Below are 18,750 nucleotides of genomic sequence, written 5' to 3'. Positions count from 1 at the left end.
AATGTATTATAACATAATCAAAAATCCGAAAAACGCTATTATGCTTTCATATAAAAACAGATTTTCTCCATATAAAACACCTGAAAGAATACTTCCAAGAAAAGCGGACATACCGTAAGCAATACCTGCATAAAACTGCTGGGCGAGGGTTTTGTTTGTATAATGTTTTGAAATATATAAAAGTGCGGAAGTATGAAAAATAGCAAACGAAAACGCATGTATAAGCTGAGAAAGAGCTACCATTATCAGATTTCCGGGAAACAGATAAAGTATAAACCATCTGAATGAAGTAAGCAAAATAGAAATTTTAAGAAGAAACGACGGTTTGAAATTTTTAATAAACCTGTGCTGAAATATAAAAATGGCTATTTCGGCCGTTACGCCTATAGCCCATAGCCATCCGATGTATTCTTTAGGTATACCGTGGTTTAGATTGTAAATAGTGAAGAAATTGTAAAATCCTCCGAAACTTATCTGTAAAAATATAACAGCCAGCCAAAATTTCCATTCTTTAAGAAGATTAATAGAAGAGGAAGATTTTTTTATTTCCGTATCTCTTAAAAAGTATAAAGCCGTAATATTAGTTAAAATCATAAGAATAATGAAAAGCCAGACAAGATTGCCGTTTATATAAGAGAACACTATTCCAAAAAGCATAAAACCTATACTGCCGTATACCCTTGTTTTTCCGTATTTTTCTTTGAGCTTTTCTATTGCAATCGCTTCAATATACGGGAATACAACACTGAAACTGACTCCAATTAGAAAAAATGCGGCCAATATCAGATAAAAATTATGAGTTAAAAGCAGAAATGACGCAAATGTAGAAACAATCAGCGCTGAAATATAATCAAGTTTTGTTAAAGGTTTTTTAAGATAAATAAAAGGAGTAATAAATCTGGCTATCGGAAGCATTGAAAATATTATACCTATTTCAGCCGCGCTGAAACCTATCTGTTTAAAAAATTTGGGCATAAAAATAACATAATCCCCTATAAGCGTAAAAAAAAGAAAATAAAACAGGCTAAGAGCGATAAATGTTTTATTTACCATTTAGCTCTTTTACCGCTGTTGTTAAATTTTTAATCTGCTCTTCGGTTACAGGATAATTAAAATTCCTGATTTTAGGACAGAAAGTCGCTCCGGGCCACCATGGATCGTTTATAAATCTCGGAATAATGTGAATATGCAGGTGAGGAACCATGTTGCCGAGCATTGCAATATTAATTTTGTCAGGATTTAAAGTTTTAATCATTACTTTTTCAATTTGTTTAAGCAAAAGCATAATTTTCGCGGTTTCTTCGTCATTTAAATCGCTGAATTCTTTAATATGTTTTTGTGTGATTATTCTTATATATCCGGGAATTTCGTCAACTAAAACAACTCTTAAAAAATCATTTTGAAAAATAATGTTTTCATTTGACGGATTACACAGAGGGCAGGACATTAATTCCCTCTGCTGCCGGGTTTAACAGGTGTGCTTCCGGCTTTGCACATAGGACAGTTTTGAGGATCGTAAACTTCAAAATCGAAATCGTCTAACGCAAAAAACGGTTTATCGGCAGGAAGTTTGCATTCCGGTTTTCTTTCACTTTTGCCGTTAACTCTTTTACATACGCCTCTGTTTGCTATAGCTGCGAACGCAACTACTTCAGCGCCTCTTGCTTCGACTTCCCTTGCGGCTTCCATTGCGCTTCCGCCGGTTGTAATGATGTCTTCACAGATTAAAATTTTTTCGCCTTTGCTTACTTCAAATCCTCTTCTTAAAGTCATTAACCCCTTAACTCTTTCGGTAAAGATAAATCTGACTCCAAGAGCCCGTGCAAGCTCGTATCCGGCAAGAAGCCCTCCGATTGCCGGAGAACATACGGTGTCTACTTCTATTCCAGCCTCTTTTATCTGTTTTGCAAGTTCATCCGCAAGTTTTTGGGCAATTTCCGGATGTTCAAGCACTCTTGCGCTTTGAAGATAATATTCGCTGTGTTTACCGCTGCTGAGTAAAAAATGGCCTTTTAAAAGGGCTCCCTGGTTTTCATATATTTCTCTTACGTTCATTTTAGCTCTTTATTAAACTTTCATAACGTCATCGATTTTTTTGTTAACTATTTCGTCAACTTTTTCAACATATGAATCCGTAATTTCCTGAACTTTGTCAAGTCCTCTTTTTTGATCGTCTTCTGTTATTTCTTTATCTTTAAACATTTTTTTAATATCGTCGTTTGCTTCCCGTCTGATGTTTCTGATTGCTATTTTTGCTTTTTCTGCAAATTCTTTAGCTTTTTTAGCCTGTTTTTTTCTCTCTTCTTCAGTCATTGGAGGGAAATAAAGCTTAATTACATCACCGTCATTATTCGGATTTGCACCGACGTTTGCTTCCTGGATAGCTCTTTCGATATCGTTGATAATTGATTTGTCCCATGGACTGACTACGATGGTAGTAGCGTCTACGGCGTTTACGTTAGCCACCTGATTAAGCGGAGTCGGCGCTCCGTAATATTCCACTTTTACACCGTCAAGAACGTGAATTGAAACTTTTCCTGTTCTTAGAGTGTTTAAATCTTTTTTGAGCACTTCTATACTCTTTTCCATATGCTCTTTGGCAAACTCGAATACTTCTTCCATTATTCCTCCTTTAAGATTAATTTTGAAACTATTTTATAATTATATCTTATGATAACCCTGTTTCTGTATTTTTTTAGTGTGAAATTAGGTTTATATTCAAAATATCCTTTTTTGACTTTTACACCTTTCCATCCGAGTTTTGTTATATATATGTTTACGTAAGGTTTGTCTGTATAGCCGCTTATTTTAGTAATTGTGTTTTTGTTTCTTTCTATTTTTAGATTTTTAATGTGTAGTATTTTCAGTTTCAGTTTGTCCGCTATATTTACTTTTCCGGTAAGGGCAATTCTGTCGATATCGTTTACAGGTGAAGTTAAACCGAATGCACCCACGTTTTGATTGGCTATAACAGGGAAAAAAGAATTAATGACTTTTTTAACCCTTTCGTTGTATTCTCCATACGGGTAAGCGTACATGTCGGGAACGTATCCGATGTATTTTTTAAATGCGTTTATCGCTTTATTGGTGTCTGCAATTATCTGTTTATTGTCAAGCATCGCCAAATGCGGGTGTGCCCAGCTGTGAACCCCGAGTTCCCCGTATTTCGCACATTCTTTAACTTCTTTCCAGCTCATAAAGTCGCCCCAGTGTTCGGTGGTTGCTTTGCCGTAAACAAAAAGTGTAAAAGGAATATGGTATTTAATAAACAGCGGAAGTCCGTTTTGATAAAAACTTTTATAAGAGTCGTCAATGGTAAAAACAACGATTTTATCTATATTTTCGTGTTTTTCTTTCATTTTTATAAGTGTTGAGAGTTTGACCGCTTTATATCCGTGGGAGTGTATGTATTTAAAATATTTAATTAATTCCTGCGACGATGTGTTAGTATAAGGATGGCGGTTATCGTCTATTCTGTGCAAAACGAACAGATGCGCTTCGGCAAAAAGCCAAAGCGGTAGAAAAAATAAAAACAGATATTTCATTATTTAGTCGGAGCCTGAGGTACACTCGGAACCGCAGGAGTAGTTTTAGGAGCCTGCTTTGTAGTTTTGATTTTTACTTCGTCAAGAGCAGAAGTATTTGCCTGTTTGTTGTATAAATAAACTAAAGTAAGAGTGTTTAAAACAAACAGAAGTCCAAGCACCATAGTGGCTTTTGTTAAAAAGTTCATAGGCCCTTTTGCCCCGAAGACAGTGTTGTTAGAGCTTGAATATGCGCCAAGCCCCATAGATTCAGATTTTTGAAGTAACACTAAAATAACTATAGCTACAACAATTATAATCTGGATTGTGAATAATATACCGGTCATTTTATACCTTTTTTGGGTAGAATTATATCACAATTTAAAATGGAAAATAAAAAATGGAAAACGGAACATTAAAAAGCTTTGATAGGTTTGCTCATACATACGGAGAATACAACGTAATACAGAAAAGAATAATAAAAAAATATCTTTCTTTAGTAAAAGACAGGATAGTTGATCTTGGATGCGGCAGTGAAGGATTGTGCAAATATAAAAATTTTGAATTTTATCTTGGAATCGATTCTTCGGAAGAGATGTTAAAAAGAAATCCATGCAAGTCATTAAAAGCCGATTTTAATACAAAAGAGTGTTTTGAACTTATAAAGAAATACGAATTTGATCAGATTGTTTCATTTTCCGCACTTCAGTGGTCTAAAGATTTAAATTTTGTATTTGGAGAAATCAGAAAATTAAATAGGGATTTTCTGCTTGCTGTTTTTACTTCAAATACTTTTAAAACGCTTCATCGTTTTCTTAATATAAAATCTCCGATTTTTTCAAAAGAAGACATACTCAAAAGCGCAGGCATACTGAATCCTAAAGAAGTGGAAATTTTAAATTATGAAATGACTTTCACTAATCCTAAAGAACTTTTGGAGTATATAAAATATTCGGGTGTCGGAGGCAATGTAAAGGCAAATCCCGTAAAAATAAAAAACTTTTTAAAACAGTTTCCGGTTAATTATTTGGAGTTTGAGGTGATTGTAATCAGATAATTGGTGGAGACAACGGGACTTGCCCCCACATCCCGTTATTTGGCACTTTCAGAGCTACTGTCAGTTACACTGTCAGTAAAAATAGATAAATGTCTGTCAATTTGTAAATGTTCGTTATTGATAAATTTGGCATAAGTTGTTAATGTCTGATGAATGTTTTTATGCCCGAGTATCTGTGATACTATATAAATAGGCACATTTGATTTTATTGCCTGTGTTGCAAATGTGTGTCTTGTATTATACATCACCCTTTTTTTTATGTTACACTTTTCAAGTAAATCATACCACATATCATGAAACTTATCGGATGAGTGATAAGGCTTTTTATTTTTAGTGGTAAAAAGGGTAAATGTCTTTTTCTCTTTCGCAATTTTAACCTGTTCTTCCAAATAGGGTTTTAACTCATCCATTAGAGGAATTTTACGAAGTGAGTGATATGTTTTTGGAGTGTCTAAATCTCCTTTTCTGATTCGTTTGTTAACGTTAATCACTTTGTTTTCAAAGTCAATGTCACTGATTGTTAAAGCGATAATTTCTCCGGGTCTCATTCCTGTATAAAATGCAATGGCAAGATAATTTTTGAATTGCCCCTCTGCATTTTCTAATACTACAACCACTTCTTCTTTTGTAAATGGCAACATTTCTCTTTTAGGCTTATGTTTTGGTGTTTTTATATTTTTTACAGGATTAATGTCAATATGTTCATACTCTATGGCAATTTCAAATATTGCAGACAATATTCCCAAAAGGTGACGCATTCTTTTTGGTGAAATTTCTTGCAGTCTTTTATCAACCCATGCTTTGATTTCACCTTTTTTTATCGTGGAAATTTTTCTGTTTTTAAAAAGCGGCATAAATTGATTCATAACAATATTGTAATATTCCCGGTAACTTTTAATTTTTTCTTTTTGTCTGAGATAAATATCAGCATAAAACTCAAAGTTTTTTGCCGTTTTATTTTTGTCGGAAACTTCACCCAATAAGATTTTTTTCTCAATTTGAGGAATAATATGTTTTTTTGCCAATTTGATATTTTCTTTTGTGTAAGGCTTTTTGAGTGATTTTTGTCTCAATTTGCCGTTTACATAAAACTGCACATATAATATACCGTTACGGTTGAATAAACTTACTCTTGGATTTTCAATCATCCCTGGCCTCCTGTTTAATACAGTGCCAGTGTTTTCGTGAGATATATAATTATAACAAGTTGTAATATTCATTTTATACTCCTAAAATTTGATTTAAAAATTCATCAACATTGCCGAATACTCCTGCTTCACTGTCACAACCTGTAACCCATCTGTCCATTGCTACTACATTCCAAAGCAATTTATTTATACCTGCGGGGTTGTAATAATGTTCCCCCTCTAAAAATAATGAACCTCTGTGACTGAGTAAAAAGTCTTTGCTGACTCCCAAATATTTAGCCATTTGTCCGGTAGGAAGATATTTAGGAGTCATTTTACTTCCTTTCCCATATAAAAAAACTTACCGTTTTTAATTTGTAAATAGCCGTTTTCACAGGATTTAATAACGTTATAAAAGCTTTTAAATTTTTTGTTTATTTTGACCAATTTTGTGTAATTTCGCTGATATAAATGAAAAGATACGGGAAACCTGGATGTGGTATATACTTTGCCACATATATTTCTGATTATTTTAACTTGTTCCCTAAATTTAAGGTTTTTTGCACTTTTAATGATACCTTTCAAGTTGTGTTTATTTATACTTTTTATCACACCTGTTTTTATAGTTTTTAAATCATATTGAGCAATAATAGTTTTTGTAATATATTTTGTTATGTTTTCGTTATACCTTTCTTCTAAGTCATTTAAAGTTACAAATTCAATGAAAGTTATTTCTCCGGAATTAAATCTTCTATTTTCCAAATAAGGAAACCAGTAATATATTTTTTCAGGATTTTTCTTGTCTTTAACATCTTCAATTTTAAGATAATCCTCTATCATTTTTTTGTAAGCATTTGAAATAACAAGAAATGTCCGTCCTATTTGACCGATGTTTTTAAATTTTTGTTTTTTAAACCAGAAAATGAATTCAATTAACGGAATTAAATCATCTATATGAATATTTACACTTGCATGTAAATGTAAATTTCCTAAGCTTTGAAGTTCTTTTGCGGCAAAGTAATATATTTTATGTTTTATCTTTTTACTTTTTCTCATTTTTTTCAAAAAGTGATTTAAAGAATCACATTGTTTATGTAAAATTTTTTGTTTTATATATTCTTTTGTATTGGAATCGAATTTCATATTATCTGTATTTCCAAATGTTGTGGTCAAAAAAACAGTAATATAGTTTTTTAATTCTGCAATAAGTCTGAAATATGCATGATTTAAATTAGTTACGATTTTTATATCTTTTTCGATTTTATATTCCATATATTCTTTGATACTGTTAAACTTTTTTATTCTTAAGTTCATATCAATCCTTTTATAGGTTTTACAATTCGTTACCTTTTGATTTTATTTATATGATGTTAAAAGGTAACTTTTCCTTTGAACAGAAAATATTTAAAATTCCCGTAAATCAGGCAATAAACACCCGTTTGCGGTTTTGGAAATTTTTTTCCATGTAATATTAGGTGGAATAGGTATTCCTATTGTCGATGTTTTTTATACTTTTATCATTAGGCGATAGGGTGCCACAAAGGATGGGCAGGTTTTCATATTACACGCCATAGATTTAGCAATTTGACATCAACAATTTTGAATTGACATTGGAAGAGGAAAAGAAGTATAATTTCATTGGTACTAAAAATACACTTCACCTCTTCAATGTCGTGTTAAGCAATAATGCTTAACATGATTTGAGGTTTTTAACTTTCATGTAACCATTGTTCAATATCCTCCTTTCTATATAATATTTTGTTCGTTTGTTTGACCTTAATGTAAGGTAAACCTTTTTCTCTCAATTTATGCTGTAACTGATAAGAGAGCTTATAAATTTCTTTTACATCTTTGCTTGTTAGATACATAATGGCTCCTCAAAATTTTTGTGGATTTTCTTTTTAAACAGGCCCTCACCACTGTTGGCCTGCCCTGAGAACCAGGTGGTTTCAATCAATTAAATCAATGATTTCAATGCTATTATAAGCAAAAAAAATTCTTTTACAAAAAAGCGCGTAACATCGTAGATTTTTTGAGCTATTTTTGGAGAGATTTAACAAAATTTTGAAAATTCAACCTAAAAAAAGCTTCAGTTAAGAAGCTTTCTTTGAAAAATCTGTCAGTGTTTTATACCACACCTTCTTACCCGGATTCCATTTATACCCGAGCTGTTTAAGAAGGCTTTGCTGTCCAAATGATTTGCCCTGAACAATCAGCATATCATCCTGCATATATACGGATAAGTTTGCCTGTTTAAGTTTGTTGTTTTCCTGAATGATTAAGTCTTTGTAGTTTATTGAAGAAGGTTTTGAAGTGTTGTTTGTGGAATTTGAAGTGTTTTGCTGGGATATTGCGTTTTCAACCTCGAAGCTGCTTGCATACTCACCGCCTATTAAACCGAATGCGGCTAACGCTCTTCCTATTGCACTTGTCTGGCAGTTTTCTATTGCGGACGTTGTATTGATAAGTCCTTCGCCTCTTATCTCTTCGGAATATCCGTCTGCCAAAATTCTGCCGTTTTCATCTTTTATTTCGGCTTTCATAACTACTCTTTGTTCATCGTCTGCAATCAGTTCCGTTGTAATGGAATAGAGAGGAAAATGTTTCCTGAATATCTCCACCCTGCTTGCAACCGTTGCGTATTCTTTACCTTTGATATTGATTTTCGGAACTTTTTTAAGCTCTTCCATTGCGTTTATCAGTTTTTCCATTGTTTACCTCCAGAACAGTAATGTGTTTATGTTTTTGTTTTGTATGGTCTCTTTTTCGTTTAGCGATATGAAGTTTCCAAGAAAAAGAGAGTCAATAACAGATTCTTTTAAACCCTGAATATGGGAATACTCTTCAAGGTCTATCGTCGTTTCATCATATTTATCGTTTTCAAAGTATTGAATGTTGTGTTCGTCAAGCCACGTAATTAATTTGCAGTAGTTTTTGCCTATATTGAATAAAGCCCTTTTTTCTATAACCATTAATTCTCCTTAAGCTGATTTTTCATTTTCTATTGCGGGAATGTGAATTTTTCTTTTGTTGATTCTTATACTTGAAGGTTTTTTAACCTGTTCAAGTTCGATGTCGATGTAAGGTTCTACTTCATTGTATCCGTCGGTATAAAGAGCCTCTTTTACTTTTTTCTCATCAACCTTTGCGTATCCAAGACTGATAAGTGCTTTTTCGTTTTTGATTTTGATATGCTCTTTTACCTCTTCTTTTTCGGGTGCAACCGTTATTGAAGACACCTGCATACCTTCAAGTTTTTCTATTCCGTAATCTTTCAAGGCTTTTGCAATTACCTCTTTTGCCACAGCCCTGTCTTTTTCAAGCTGTTTTTTGATTGAGTTCAGAAGTATGATTTTTGATTTTATATAGTTTATCTTTTCGTCAATGTCCGTAATCATTTCGGCTATTGAATCTGTTTTTTCATATACTGGTTTATTACTCTCAAGAAGGGATTTAATCTCTTCTTCAAAGAGTTTAAGTGTCTGTGTGTTTTCTGTGTGAAGTGAATATAACAGACTGTTTCCTTTTATAGTTAATTTTGTATCCATAACAACTCCTTTTAGTTTTGATTTTTTGATTTGAATATTTTGAATATAGTTTGAATTAAGAGTTTGATTTTATTAAGCGGACAGTTTTATATTGGCAAATCTGTCGGTGATGTTAAAAAGCTCTTCGTTTATTTTCAGTAGCTTGTCAATGTTTGTAACAGGCTTTGAGGTAAAGTTTCTGCCAGTAAGAACATTTCTGCCTTTGATTCCTCCTCTGACAGAGTTTTCCTCGATTCTGTTAAATACTTTCCATAAATCATTTCCCTCGTCTCCTTTTCTTTTTACTTTAAGCATTGATTCGTAATCTATCTCATGATAATCTTCAAACCTTATATCCTTTGCGGCTTTTGCAAGGGAGAGCTGTTCGTAAGGTGAGAGTTCAATGCTTTTGTAAAGGGATATTTTCTCATTAAGATTCGGAAGATATTCGACTATTCTGTTTATCGCCTCTTCAACCTTAAAAGTGTTGTAGCCTATGTGTCTTATGTTAAAAGATTCAAACATACTGCTTGCAACCACAAGTCCGTTTTCGCATACAAACCTGAACACTCCGAGTTTAATGATAAAAGACGATGTTTTATCGTGTGAGTTTGTTAATACAATTTCAGGAATGTCGTCTTCTTTTGTAAGGATATGGTCTAAGTGTCTGAATCTTATTAAATGTTTCTGATAACCTTTTTTATTAAGGGTTCTGACCCTGCTTTCCTTTACTTCAACGGGATACCATCCGCTGTCCCTGAATACGTCAACCACACTGATTGTAGGGATAAATGCGTATCTGTCGCTTACGTCTTCAATCGGTTTAGCTGCAAACACACTCGGTGCTTTTTCCCTTAATATTTCGTTGCTTAACGGCATGTAATGACTCATTTTTTACTCCTTATGCTTTCTATTGTCTCTATGACCGCATCCATTGCGTAATATACCTTTTTTATACCTGAATACACCTTGAATAAAACATTCATAAAAGCCTCCTTTTTGAGTTTTTTCTCATTTGTATATAACACAGAATTTCAGCTTTTTTCATCTGCTCTGAAGCAGTGATTTCACTATGTCTGCAACAATAACCGCCGCTTCAACAAGAACCTGAATTTCCCTCATTTTTTCTCCTTTTGATTAGATGGATTAAAAACCTGACAAGAACGGTGATTCTGAACATAACCTCTCCTTCACATATAGATACCGTGAAAAGAGGGGTTTTTCCGAAAAGAGTTTGAAGTATGAAAAAGAGAGCATTTACACCGACAGTTTTGCCAAAATAAACACTTTACATTCAATTGTATTGTTTGCTTCAAATAAAAAATCATCTTAGAAAAAACGATAAATGTGATACAATTTAATAATCAAAAGGGGAAAGAAAGAATTCTTCAACAATTACACCGACAACTTTGCCAATAGAAATATTAAAAAGGATGAAAATGAGTGACGAACAAAAACGCATATTGGAAAGAGAGCTTTGGAACATAGCGGATTTGCTTAGAGGCAAAATGAATGCGGATGAGTATAAAAACTATATTTTGGGATTTATTTTTTATAAATATCTAAGCGAAAAGCAGGAAATTTATGTAAATGAGGAACTTGGACTTGTTGAAGAGACGGGAGTTGATTATCTAAATTTAAACGAAAAAACAGAAGGTTATAATGAGCTTATTAAAGAAATTGAAGAAGCTTCGTTTGAATCACTTGGATTTTTCCTAAAACCTAATGAACTTTTTAACTATCTTGTAAAAAAAGCAAATGGGAAATTTGGTAGTGATACTTTTATACTCGAAGATTTGCAAAACGCCTTAAAAGCTATTGAAAACAGAGTGTTTGGAAGAGAAAGCGAAGAAGATTTTATAGGACTTTTTGAAGATGTGGATTTAACTTCTCCAAAACTTGGAAAAACAGAAAACGACAAAAATGCTTTGATTGTTGATATATTCAAAAGCCTCTCAAAAATTGATTTTGATATAAAAAATCCCAAAAGTGATATTTTAGGAGACGCTTATGAATATTTAATAGGTGAGTTTGCAGCGGGTGCAGGTAAAAAAGGTGGTGAGTTTTACACTCCTGCACAAGTGAGTAAAATTTTAGCTCAGATAGTAACTCTTGGCAAAGATAAAATCAAATCGGTTTACGACCCTACATGCGGAAGCGGCTCGCTTTTAATCAGAACAAAAGATTACGCAAAAATTTCGCACTTTTACGGACAAGAACTAAACAGAACCACCTACAACCTTGCAAGAATGAATATGTTATTGCACGGAATTCACTATAAAGACTTTACAATCCGTCAAGGCGATACCCTAACGGATGATAAATTCCCTGATTTAGAAGCAGAAGCCATTGTAGCCAATCCTCCTTTTAGTGCTAAATGGAAAAGTAAAGACGACCCGACCTTAGCAAATGACGAAAGATTTATACCTTATGGGGCACTTCCTCCTAAATCATACGCTGATTATGCTTTTGTTACTCATATGCTTCATCATTTAAGCGATGATGGAACGATGGCTGTTGTTTTGCCTCATGGTGTATTATTTAGAGAGAAATCAGAAGCAAAAATAAGAAAAGCTATAATTGAAAAATTTAACTATCTTGATGCAGTTATTGGACTTGCTGAAAATTTATTTTTTGGAACAACTATTCCAGCTTGTATATTAGTATTTAAAAAATGTCGTGAGAATGATGATATCTTATTTATAGACGCAAGCAAATTATACGAAAAAGGCAAAAACCAAAATTACTTAAAAGATGAACATATACAAAAAATAATTGATACTTACAAAGATAGAAAAGAAGTTGAAAAATTTAGCCACAGGGCAAGCTTAGAAGAGATAAAAGAGAATGACTTTAATCTTAATATTCCAAGATATATAGATACCTTTGAAGAAGAAGAGCCTGTGGATATTGCAGAAGTAGCAAAAGAGATAAAAGAATTAAACAAAAAAGAGCAGGAGATTGATGAAAAAATAGCTAAATTTTGCGAGGAGTTACAAATTGATACGCCTTTTTAGAAAAAAAAATAAAAAAAAGAAAAAAATTGCCGATATCTGTGATATAATTACACTAACAGAACCCCTCAAGCCTCTGCCACTTATGTGGCATGCTCAAATGGAGGGGTCGTTATGAAAAAATATAACAAACCTCCTTTAACTCTACAAGAACAACTAAATCATATAAAAGAATATTACAAAATAGCTTGTAAAAATGATGATTTAGCTTTTTTTTATTTAAAACATCATAATTATTATAGACTTAGAGGATATTGGTTATACTTTGAAAAAAAAGGATTAAAAGCTACTTTTGAAGATGTAGTTAATTTATATAATTTTGACAATGGATTAAGATTACTGCTTTCAAAATATCTTCAAACTATCGAAATTTCAATCAAAAGCAATTTTGCTTATACTCTGGCAATAAAATACAATAATCCCCATATAATTTTAGATGATACTATTTTCAAAAACAAAGAGTATTATAAAAGCGGCATAGAAAAATTAAAACAGAATTTTAACGATAGTGATGAGATATTTGCCATTCATTATAGAAAAACATATAAAGAGCCGCTTCCGCCTATTTGGGTGAGTGTTGAGCTTATGACATTTGGAGAGCTTTCAAAATGGGTAAATAACCTTAACGATAAAGATACTAAATTAATAGCAAAAGAATACGGAATAAAATCGGTTCATATTTTTAAATCTTTCCTTTATCATTTAACGGAAATAAGAAACAAATGTGCTCACCATAGCAGAATATGGAATAAATCCTTCTCGCATAAATTTGTAATACCACGAAAGTATAAAGAGTGTTTTAATAACGATACTTACAAATTATCTCATACATTACTTGTAATGAAATTATTATTAAACAAAATAAACAAAAACGATATTGTAAATGAAGTAATAGAGTTAGCTAATAATTACAAAATACCATTAAATGAAATGGGATTAAACGAAACAATATTAAAGGCATTACAATGAAAAAAATACCACAGATTAGATTTCCTGAATTTAGTGGGGAGTGGAAAGAAAAAAGGCTTGGGGAGGTAATAGAAGAAATAAAGTCAACAGAAAACAATGATAACTTTCCATTATATAGTTTAATTATAGGAGAAGGTTTAGTACCTAAAACTGAAAAATACAAAAGAGATTTTTTAGTAAAAGACGAAACAAATGCTTATGTAAGCATTTATAAAAATCAATTTGCTTATAACCCAATGAATATAAGATTTGGAGCATTAGCAAGATTAAAGAACGTAGATAAAGCAAAAGTATCTAAATATTACAATATATTTAAATGTAAAAAGGAATTTAATCCTGTATTTTTAGAATATTTCTTTTTACATCCAAATAGAATTAAACTATATAACAAGGTAGCAATAGGCTCTTTAATCGAGAAAAGAAGAATATATTTCAATGATTTTTTAACTCTTAAAATGAACTTACCAACTCTCGCTGAACAACAAAAGATAGCTAAGTTTCTAAGTGTAGTTGATGAAAAGATAGATATAACTACTAAAAAAATCGAAAAATTAAAAGAGTATAAAAAAGGACTTCTTCAAAAGCTTTTGAATGTAAAAAATGGAGTGCCAGAGTTTAGATTTCCAAAGTTCAGCGGAGATTGGGTGGAAAAGAAGCTTGGGGAGGTTCTATATGAAGTAAAAAAAGAAAAAATTCCGAAATCAAAACTTACTAACTATGAAGTATTAAGTATAAAATTGCACACAAAAGGATTAGAAAAAACCGGTAAGAAACCTAATATAACGGAAAAAGGACGACCATATTTTTTAGTTGAAACAGGAGATATATTAATTGGTAAACAAAATTTTCATAATGGCAGTATTGGAATTGTTACTGACGAGTATGTAAATATGGTTACTTCTAATGCTATTTTTCATTTAAAAGAAAAAGGAATAGAAAAAAAATTTATTTTTTATTATTTAGGAAGAAAAGATTTTTATAAAAGAGTGGAATATTTATTGGGTGGAACAGGACAAAAAGAAATAAGTAAAACAGAATTTTTTAATTTAAAAATAATTATACCCCCAGCCATTGAAGAACAGCAAAAAATAGCCTCATTCCTTAGCAGGATTGATGAAAAAATAGAGCTAAATGAACAGTTTTTGGATAAACTAAAAGAATATAAACGTGGATTACTTCAAAAGATGTTTGTGTGAAAGAATAGATAAATGGTAACCGTAATTGTGTCTTTAATAGGTATCATTCCTACAATTTTATTACTTTTTTGGGGATGGAAATCAGAACTAAAAAAAGAAAGAGCGTTAAAATATTATGACCTTCAATTTGAACAGTATAATAAATTATGGAGTGATTTAGTTGAGTTACAAATAATTGCTGATGATTTATGGGAAAAAGCTCAAAGTTCAAAAATGAGAAATTTTATTTCCCAATTAAAACGAACAAAAAATAGTATTAGAAAATATAGTTTAATTATTGAAGAAAATGATTATCAAGAATTAATAAAGATTTTAAATAGTTTTGAAAACTATCAAGTAGGCAAAGAAAATCTTATTAAATCAAGAGACACAAATTTATCGAATGAAATAATTAGTGAAATCATTAAAAACAACAAACAATTAAAAGAAAAATATGATGAATTATTAACAAAAATAAGAAAAAAGTTAAGAAAACAATTGAAGGTTGGATAAATGAAAGAACTAACCCTTGAAAATGAGTTTATTGATAAATTAGTTTCACTTGGCTACAAAAGAAGCAATATAAAAACATACGAAGATTTAAAGAAAAATTTAAAAGAAAAAATATACCTTCTAAATAGTGATAAATTAAAAGAACCTCTTAGTGATAATGAATTTAACAAAATCTATAAATACTTAATGAATGGAAACAGGATAGAAAAAGCCAAACTACTTCGCTCAAAATATCGTCTTGAAAGAGATAATGGCGAGAGTGTTTATATAGACTTTTTTAAATTTTCAGGGGTTAGTGACACTGAAGAGTGGTGTAAAAATATATTTGAGGTAGCTAATCAGATAGAAGTTGAAGGGAAGTATAAAAACAGATACGACGTAACTATTTTAGTAAACGGCTTGCCGCTTGTTCAGGCGGAGCTTAAAAGAAACGGAGTTGAGTTAAAAGAAGCGTTTAATCAGGTCAAAAGATACCATCTTGAAAGCTACACCGAAACACTTTTTGAATATATCCAGATGTTTATAATCTCAAATAAAACAGATACGAAATATTTTGCAAATAATTCAAATCTTAGTTTTAACTTTACTTTTAATTGGAGTGATGAAGAAAATAATGCTTATCACAATATATTTGAATTTAGTGATAATTTTTTAAAGCCTTGCTTTTTGGCTAAGTTTATCGGTGAGTATGTTGTAGTAAGCGAAGAGACAAGTCAGATGTTTATCCTAAGACCATATCAATATTATGCGGTTGAAAAAATTATAAAACAAGTCAAACTATTCAAAGAGCAAAAAGGCGGTTATATTTGGCACACAACAGGAAGTGGAAAGACTTTAACTTCTTTTAAAGCTTCTCAGATAATCTCAAAAATACCGGAAGTTGATAAAGTTATGTTTGTGGTTGACAGGAAAGATTTGGATATTCAAACTATAAAAGAATTTAAAAAGTTTGACGCTTCAATTGAAGGGACAGAAAATACTTCCACCCTTGTAAAGCAACTAAAAGGCGATAAAAAGCTGATAGTTACAACCATTCAAAAACTATCACTTGCAATAAAAAAAGATGAGCTTGAAGATATAAGAGATAAAAAAGTGGTTTTGATTTTTGATGAATGTCATAGAAATCAGTTCGGTAAAACAAACGCAGAAATTAAGAAGTTTTTCCGTAATTCCATAATGTTTGGATTTACGGGAACGCCTATATTTGAAGAAAATAAAATCGACAATACCACAACCGCCGATATATTCGGAAAAGCTTTACATAGATATGTAATAACTGATGCCATTGCTGATGGGAATGTGCTTGGATTTATGATAGAGTATTTTAATACGACGGATGAAGATGTAAAAGAAGAGCAACTTCTTAATAAGGATAGAATTTCTAAAATTGTAGATAAAATAATAGAAATACACGACAAAAAAACAAAACACAGAAAATTTAATGCCCTTCTTGCAACTGCAAGCAAAGATATGGCAATGATGTATTATGAAACATTTAAAGAAAAAAATCACGATTTAAAAGTCGGAGTAGTATTTACTTATGCTGCAAATGAAGATATAGACATAGACCCTGATACAAAAGAAGTAGACAAAAGAAGCAAAGATATGCTTGAAATGGCTATAAAAGATTATAACAAACTGTTTAAAACAAATTTTAGCGGAAGTGAATTTTATAGATACTACATAGACCTCCAAAAACGAATTAAAAACAATGAACTCGATATTGTAATAGTGGTAGGAATGCTTTTAACGGGATTTGACCATAAGAGATTAAATACCTTATATGTTGATAAAAACCTAAAATATCACGGACTCATTCAAGCATTTTCAAGAACAAACAGAGTGCTTGACTCCTCAAAACCATACGGCAATATTGTAGCGTTTAGAGATTTAAAGCCGAACGTTGATAAAGCACTTGAACTGTTTGGCAATAAAGACAAAAACGATATAGTTCTAAAAAGAGAGTATGAAGAAGTAAGAGACGATTTTATAAAACTTTGGACTTTGTTTAAAGATAAATTTGAAACCCCTGTTGATGTATTAAATCTAAAGAGTGAAGAGGAAAAAATTGAGTTTGTGAAAACATTCAGGGAAATTTTAAAGCTTAAATCATCACTTGAAACTTATGTAGATTTTAGCTTTGATGATGTGGATGTGAATGAAGAGGAATTTTTTGATTATATAAGTGTGTATTTGGATATATACAATGAATCAAAGACCGAAAGTGATGATTCACCAATTAACGAAATAGATTTTTCGATAGAGCTTATAAGAAGCGATTTAATCAATTACGATTACATAATTAATCTTTTAACATCTCTTAAAGAAGATACGCTATTTGAAAGTGACGAATATGTTAAGAAAAAAGAAGAACTTCTTAAACAGTTTGACAGAGATATTAAATTAAGAGACAAAAAAGAACTTATTGAAGAATTTATTAACAACAACCTAAAACAAGTCAGCAAAGAAAATATAAAAGAAGAGTTTGATAGATTCTGGGATGAAAAGAAAGAAGAAAAGCTAAAAACAATGGCAAAAGAGATAAATGCAGATTTTGAAAAATTAAAAGAGTTTATTAAAGAATACGAATTTAGCGGCAAATTTCCAAAAAATGATGAGATAATAAAAGCACTTTACTATAAACCAAAATTACTTCAAAGAAATAAAGTAGCTAAACAAGTGAAAGCTCAGATTATTAAATTTATTGAAATGTTTGAGTGGTAAGATTGTTTTGAAGTAAAATACAAAACAAAATAAAGGGTTAAAATGCTTTATCCTCATGCAAATGTAGAAGAGAGAAAGGGAGTTCATTTTTTTGCTTATAAAATATCTGAATTTGGGCTAATTTTTAGAGAGACTACTAATAACGATGTTGGATTAGATGGAATTGTAGAATATGTTAATGAAAATGGAAAAGTTACTGGAGAAATGATAGCAGTTCAAATAAAATCAGGGGAGAGCTATTTTAATAATAAAGTTAATGATGGTTTTAAATTTTATTTTAATAAAAAGCATATTGAATATTGGGAAACTTTTCCACTTCCAGTATATTTGATTTTATACAATCCAAAGAATCAAAAAATTTATTATGAAAATGTTAGTATTTATTTAAAAAATCCCTCTAATAACAAAAAATATATTATAGTAAAAAATGAATTAAAAGATAAAAACGATTTGTTCATTATTTATGGTAAATCTATAATTCCAAATACAATTTCTTTAGAGAATATTAATGAATTGTCAATATGGTTTCCAAGTGTTAAGAGTGATTTTGAATATATTGAAGATTTTGAAAAATTGATGAATTATATGCACAAACGATGGAGTGGAAGTATAGATTTTAATATTAATTTTTTAGAACTATTTTTAGGTGGTTTAACAAATTTAGGTATGCATTTATATTTTAGTATGCAGTTAGCATGGGATTTAAGTGAGAGTTTATCAGAATGTGATTATATTGGATGTGGACCAATGGAACATGATTTTTTACATCAATATGTAAGGTTTTTAATAAATCAGAAGTTAGCTAATGTTGATTATTTAAGCTATTTAATTGATTATAAAGAGAGATATATGCAATCGATGTTTTTAGCTCCTTTAACAAATAGAGGTAGAAAGTTTGCTAAATTTGTATGTGATTATTTTTCAGCTAATGTAAAAGGAGATTGTTATTTGATTATGGAAAGTCTTTTAAAAATAAATATTGATTATCATAAATATAAGCAATTAAAGTTACTAAGAAAGTTATTAACTAAATAAATTTTTTAAACTGTCAGTCACACTGTCAGTTAAAATCCCACGAAAACAACTGACACTGTTTGAATTTGATTGTTGGAAATACCTA

At 31.0% G+C, this 18,750-nt stretch carries 20 protein-coding genes; 7 read left to right on the top strand and 13 right to left on the bottom strand.

What is annotated here, in order from left to right; translation table 11 throughout:
• Positions 1-6: 6 nt before the first annotated feature.
• The 6 genes from ACZ5EP_RS07465 to secG are packed head-to-tail and all read right to left on the bottom strand — an operon-like array spanning position 7 to position 3,871.
• On the bottom strand, positions 7-1,053 hold the full coding sequence (locus ACZ5EP_RS07465; protein ID WP_464508596.1) for an MFS transporter: 1,047 nt from the start codon (positions 1,051-1,053) through the stop codon (positions 7-9).
• On the bottom strand, positions 1,043-1,447 hold the full coding sequence (locus ACZ5EP_RS07460; RefSeq protein ID WP_464508595.1) for an HIT family protein: 405 nt from the start codon (positions 1,445-1,447) through the stop codon (positions 1,043-1,045). The genes ACZ5EP_RS07465 and ACZ5EP_RS07460 overlap by 11 nt, the downstream gene beginning before the upstream one ends.
• A complete protein-coding gene (pyrE, locus tag ACZ5EP_RS07455; RefSeq protein ID WP_464508594.1) occupies positions 1,447-2,055 on the bottom strand; it encodes an orotate phosphoribosyltransferase in 609 nt (202 codons plus the stop codon). The genes ACZ5EP_RS07460 and pyrE overlap by 1 nt, the downstream gene beginning before the upstream one ends.
• A 12-nt stretch (positions 2,056-2,067) precedes the next feature.
• Entirely contained in the window at positions 2,068-2,625 is a 558-nt protein-coding gene (gene frr / locus ACZ5EP_RS07450) for a ribosome recycling factor (RefSeq protein ID WP_371264366.1), read from the bottom strand.
• On the bottom strand, positions 2,622-3,545 hold the full coding sequence (locus ACZ5EP_RS07445) for a polysaccharide deacetylase family protein (RefSeq protein WP_464508593.1): 924 nt from the start codon (positions 3,543-3,545) through the stop codon (positions 2,622-2,624). Before ACZ5EP_RS07445 ends, frr begins: the two co-directional genes overlap by 4 nt.
• Positions 3,545-3,871: a preprotein translocase subunit SecG gene (gene secG, locus ACZ5EP_RS07440; protein WP_127679199.1), complete on the bottom strand. Its 327-nt coding sequence runs from the start codon at positions 3,869-3,871 to the stop codon at positions 3,545-3,547. The genes ACZ5EP_RS07445 and secG overlap by 1 nt, the downstream gene beginning before the upstream one ends.
• Positions 3,872-3,924: 53 nt before the next feature.
• Here secG and ACZ5EP_RS07435 point away from each other — a divergent pair, with 53 nt between their 5' ends.
• The gene (locus ACZ5EP_RS07435) at positions 3,925-4,581 is read left to right on the top strand and encodes a methyltransferase domain-containing protein (RefSeq protein WP_464508592.1); all 657 of its coding nucleotides are present in this window, start codon (positions 3,925-3,927) and stop codon (positions 4,579-4,581) included.
• Between the two features lie 35 nt (positions 4,582-4,616).
• On the opposite strand, the gene ACZ5EP_RS07430 is transcribed toward ACZ5EP_RS07435, so the two are convergent.
• The 7 genes from ACZ5EP_RS07430 to ACZ5EP_RS07400 form a co-directional block, all read right to left on the bottom strand.
• Complete coding sequence (locus tag ACZ5EP_RS07430; protein WP_464508591.1) at positions 4,617-5,729, bottom strand: tyrosine-type recombinase/integrase; 1,113 nt, start codon at positions 5,727-5,729, stop codon at positions 4,617-4,619.
• A gap of 73 nt (positions 5,730-5,802) precedes the next feature.
• Positions 5,803-6,042 (bottom strand): hypothetical protein, encoded by a 240-nt coding sequence (locus ACZ5EP_RS07425; RefSeq protein WP_464508590.1) that lies wholly within the window; start codon positions 6,040-6,042, stop codon positions 5,803-5,805.
• Positions 6,039-7,022 carry a hypothetical protein gene (locus tag ACZ5EP_RS07420; RefSeq protein ID WP_464508589.1) on the bottom strand — a complete coding sequence of 328 codons (984 nt, stop codon included), beginning with the start codon at positions 7,020-7,022 and terminating at the stop codon, positions 6,039-6,041. Before ACZ5EP_RS07420 ends, ACZ5EP_RS07425 begins: the two co-directional genes overlap by 4 nt.
• A gap of 779 nt (positions 7,023-7,801) precedes the next feature.
• A complete protein-coding gene (locus tag ACZ5EP_RS07415) occupies positions 7,802-8,419 on the bottom strand; it encodes a hypothetical protein (protein WP_464508587.1) in 618 nt (205 codons plus the stop codon).
• A 3-nt stretch (positions 8,420-8,422) separates the two neighbouring features.
• Positions 8,423-8,680, bottom strand: a complete 258-nt coding sequence (locus ACZ5EP_RS07410) for a hypothetical protein (RefSeq protein ID WP_464508586.1) — start codon at positions 8,678-8,680, stop codon at positions 8,423-8,425.
• A gap of 9 nt (positions 8,681-8,689) precedes the next feature.
• Positions 8,690-9,256, bottom strand: a complete 567-nt coding sequence (locus tag ACZ5EP_RS07405; RefSeq protein WP_464508585.1) for a hypothetical protein — start codon at positions 9,254-9,256, stop codon at positions 8,690-8,692.
• A gap of 72 nt (positions 9,257-9,328) precedes the next feature.
• On the bottom strand, positions 9,329-10,126 hold the full coding sequence (locus ACZ5EP_RS07400) for a DUF932 domain-containing protein (protein ID WP_464508583.1): 798 nt from the start codon (positions 10,124-10,126) through the stop codon (positions 9,329-9,331).
• 548 nt (positions 10,127-10,674) lie between these two features.
• Here ACZ5EP_RS07400 and ACZ5EP_RS07395 point away from each other — a divergent pair.
• The 6 genes from ACZ5EP_RS07395 to ACZ5EP_RS07370 all read left to right on the top strand — a co-directional run bounded on the left by ACZ5EP_RS07395 (position 10,675) and on the right by ACZ5EP_RS07370 (position 18,665).
• The gene (locus ACZ5EP_RS07395) at positions 10,675-12,252 is read left to right on the top strand and encodes a type I restriction-modification system subunit M (RefSeq protein ID WP_464508582.1); all 1,578 of its coding nucleotides are present in this window, start codon (positions 10,675-10,677) and stop codon (positions 12,250-12,252) included.
• Positions 12,253-12,363: 111 nt separating this feature from the next.
• Positions 12,364-13,218 carry an Abi family protein gene (locus tag ACZ5EP_RS07390; protein ID WP_464508580.1) on the top strand — a complete coding sequence of 285 codons (855 nt, stop codon included), beginning with the start codon at positions 12,364-12,366 and terminating at the stop codon, positions 13,216-13,218.
• Positions 13,215-14,414, top strand: coding sequence for a restriction endonuclease subunit S (locus ACZ5EP_RS07385; protein WP_464508579.1), 1,200 nt, complete (start codon positions 13,215-13,217; stop codon positions 14,412-14,414). Before ACZ5EP_RS07390 ends, ACZ5EP_RS07385 begins: the two co-directional genes overlap by 4 nt.
• Positions 14,415-14,426: 12 nt before the next feature.
• Positions 14,427-14,906 (top strand): hypothetical protein, encoded by a 480-nt coding sequence (locus ACZ5EP_RS07380; RefSeq protein WP_464508577.1) that lies wholly within the window; start codon positions 14,427-14,429, stop codon positions 14,904-14,906.
• On the top strand, positions 14,907-17,630 hold the full coding sequence (locus ACZ5EP_RS07375; RefSeq protein ID WP_464508576.1) for a type I restriction endonuclease subunit R: 2,724 nt from the start codon (positions 14,907-14,909) through the stop codon (positions 17,628-17,630).
• Between the two features lie 42 nt (positions 17,631-17,672).
• Positions 17,673-18,665: a DUF4365 domain-containing protein gene (locus ACZ5EP_RS07370; RefSeq protein WP_464508575.1), complete on the top strand. Its 993-nt coding sequence runs from the start codon at positions 17,673-17,675 to the stop codon at positions 18,663-18,665.
• Positions 18,666-18,750 lie beyond the last annotated feature (85 nt).

The organism is Nautilia abyssi, from assembly GCF_055388085.1.
Note: the sequence above shows the minus strand (reverse complement) of the source record. Positions and strands in the feature narration are given on the sequence as shown.

Bases quoted from the DNA above. Each gene is read 5' to 3' on its own strand.
- ACZ5EP_RS07435 (WP_464508592.1), top strand. From the start codon at position 3,925: ATGGAAAACGGAACATTAAAAAGCTTTGATAGGTTTGCTCATACATAC.
- ACZ5EP_RS07395 (WP_464508582.1), top strand. From the start codon at position 10,675: ATGAGTGACGAACAAAAACGCATATTGGAAAGAGAGCTTTGGAACATA.
- ACZ5EP_RS07410 (WP_464508586.1), bottom strand. From the start codon at position 8,680: ATGGTTATAGAAAAAAGGGCTTTATTCAATATAGGCAAAAACTACTGC.
- ACZ5EP_RS07370 (WP_464508575.1), top strand. From the start codon at position 17,673: ATGCTTTATCCTCATGCAAATGTAGAAGAGAGAAAGGGAGTTCATTTT.
- ACZ5EP_RS07465 (WP_464508596.1), bottom strand. From the start codon at position 1,053: ATGGTAAATAAAACATTTATCGCTCTTAGCCTGTTTTATTTTCTTTTT.
- pyrE (WP_464508594.1), bottom strand. From the start codon at position 2,055: ATGAACGTAAGAGAAATATATGAAAACCAGGGAGCCCTTTTAAAAGGC.
- ACZ5EP_RS07385 (WP_464508579.1), top strand. From the start codon at position 13,215: ATGAAAAAAATACCACAGATTAGATTTCCTGAATTTAGTGGGGAGTGG.
- ACZ5EP_RS07405 (WP_464508585.1), bottom strand. From the start codon at position 9,256: ATGGATACAAAATTAACTATAAAAGGAAACAGTCTGTTATATTCACTT.
- ACZ5EP_RS07380 (WP_464508577.1), top strand. From the start codon at position 14,427: ATGGTAACCGTAATTGTGTCTTTAATAGGTATCATTCCTACAATTTTA.
- ACZ5EP_RS07415 (WP_464508587.1), bottom strand. From the start codon at position 8,419: ATGGAAAAACTGATAAACGCAATGGAAGAGCTTAAAAAAGTTCCGAAA.
- ACZ5EP_RS07400 (WP_464508583.1), bottom strand. From the start codon at position 10,126: ATGAGTCATTACATGCCGTTAAGCAACGAAATATTAAGGGAAAAAGCA.
- ACZ5EP_RS07420 (WP_464508589.1), bottom strand. From the start codon at position 7,022: ATGAACTTAAGAATAAAAAAGTTTAACAGTATCAAAGAATATATGGAA.
- ACZ5EP_RS07425 (WP_464508590.1), bottom strand. From the start codon at position 6,042: ATGACTCCTAAATATCTTCCTACCGGACAAATGGCTAAATATTTGGGA.
- ACZ5EP_RS07375 (WP_464508576.1), top strand. From the start codon at position 14,907: ATGAAAGAACTAACCCTTGAAAATGAGTTTATTGATAAATTAGTTTCA.
- ACZ5EP_RS07445 (WP_464508593.1), bottom strand. From the start codon at position 3,545: ATGAAATATCTGTTTTTATTTTTTCTACCGCTTTGGCTTTTTGCCGAA.
- ACZ5EP_RS07460 (WP_464508595.1), bottom strand. From the start codon at position 1,447: ATGTCCTGCCCTCTGTGTAATCCGTCAAATGAAAACATTATTTTTCAA.
- secG (WP_127679199.1), bottom strand. From the start codon at position 3,871: ATGACCGGTATATTATTCACAATCCAGATTATAATTGTTGTAGCTATA.
- ACZ5EP_RS07390 (WP_464508580.1), top strand. From the start codon at position 12,364: ATGAAAAAATATAACAAACCTCCTTTAACTCTACAAGAACAACTAAAT.
- ACZ5EP_RS07430 (WP_464508591.1), bottom strand. From the start codon at position 5,729: ATGATTGAAAATCCAAGAGTAAGTTTATTCAACCGTAACGGTATATTA.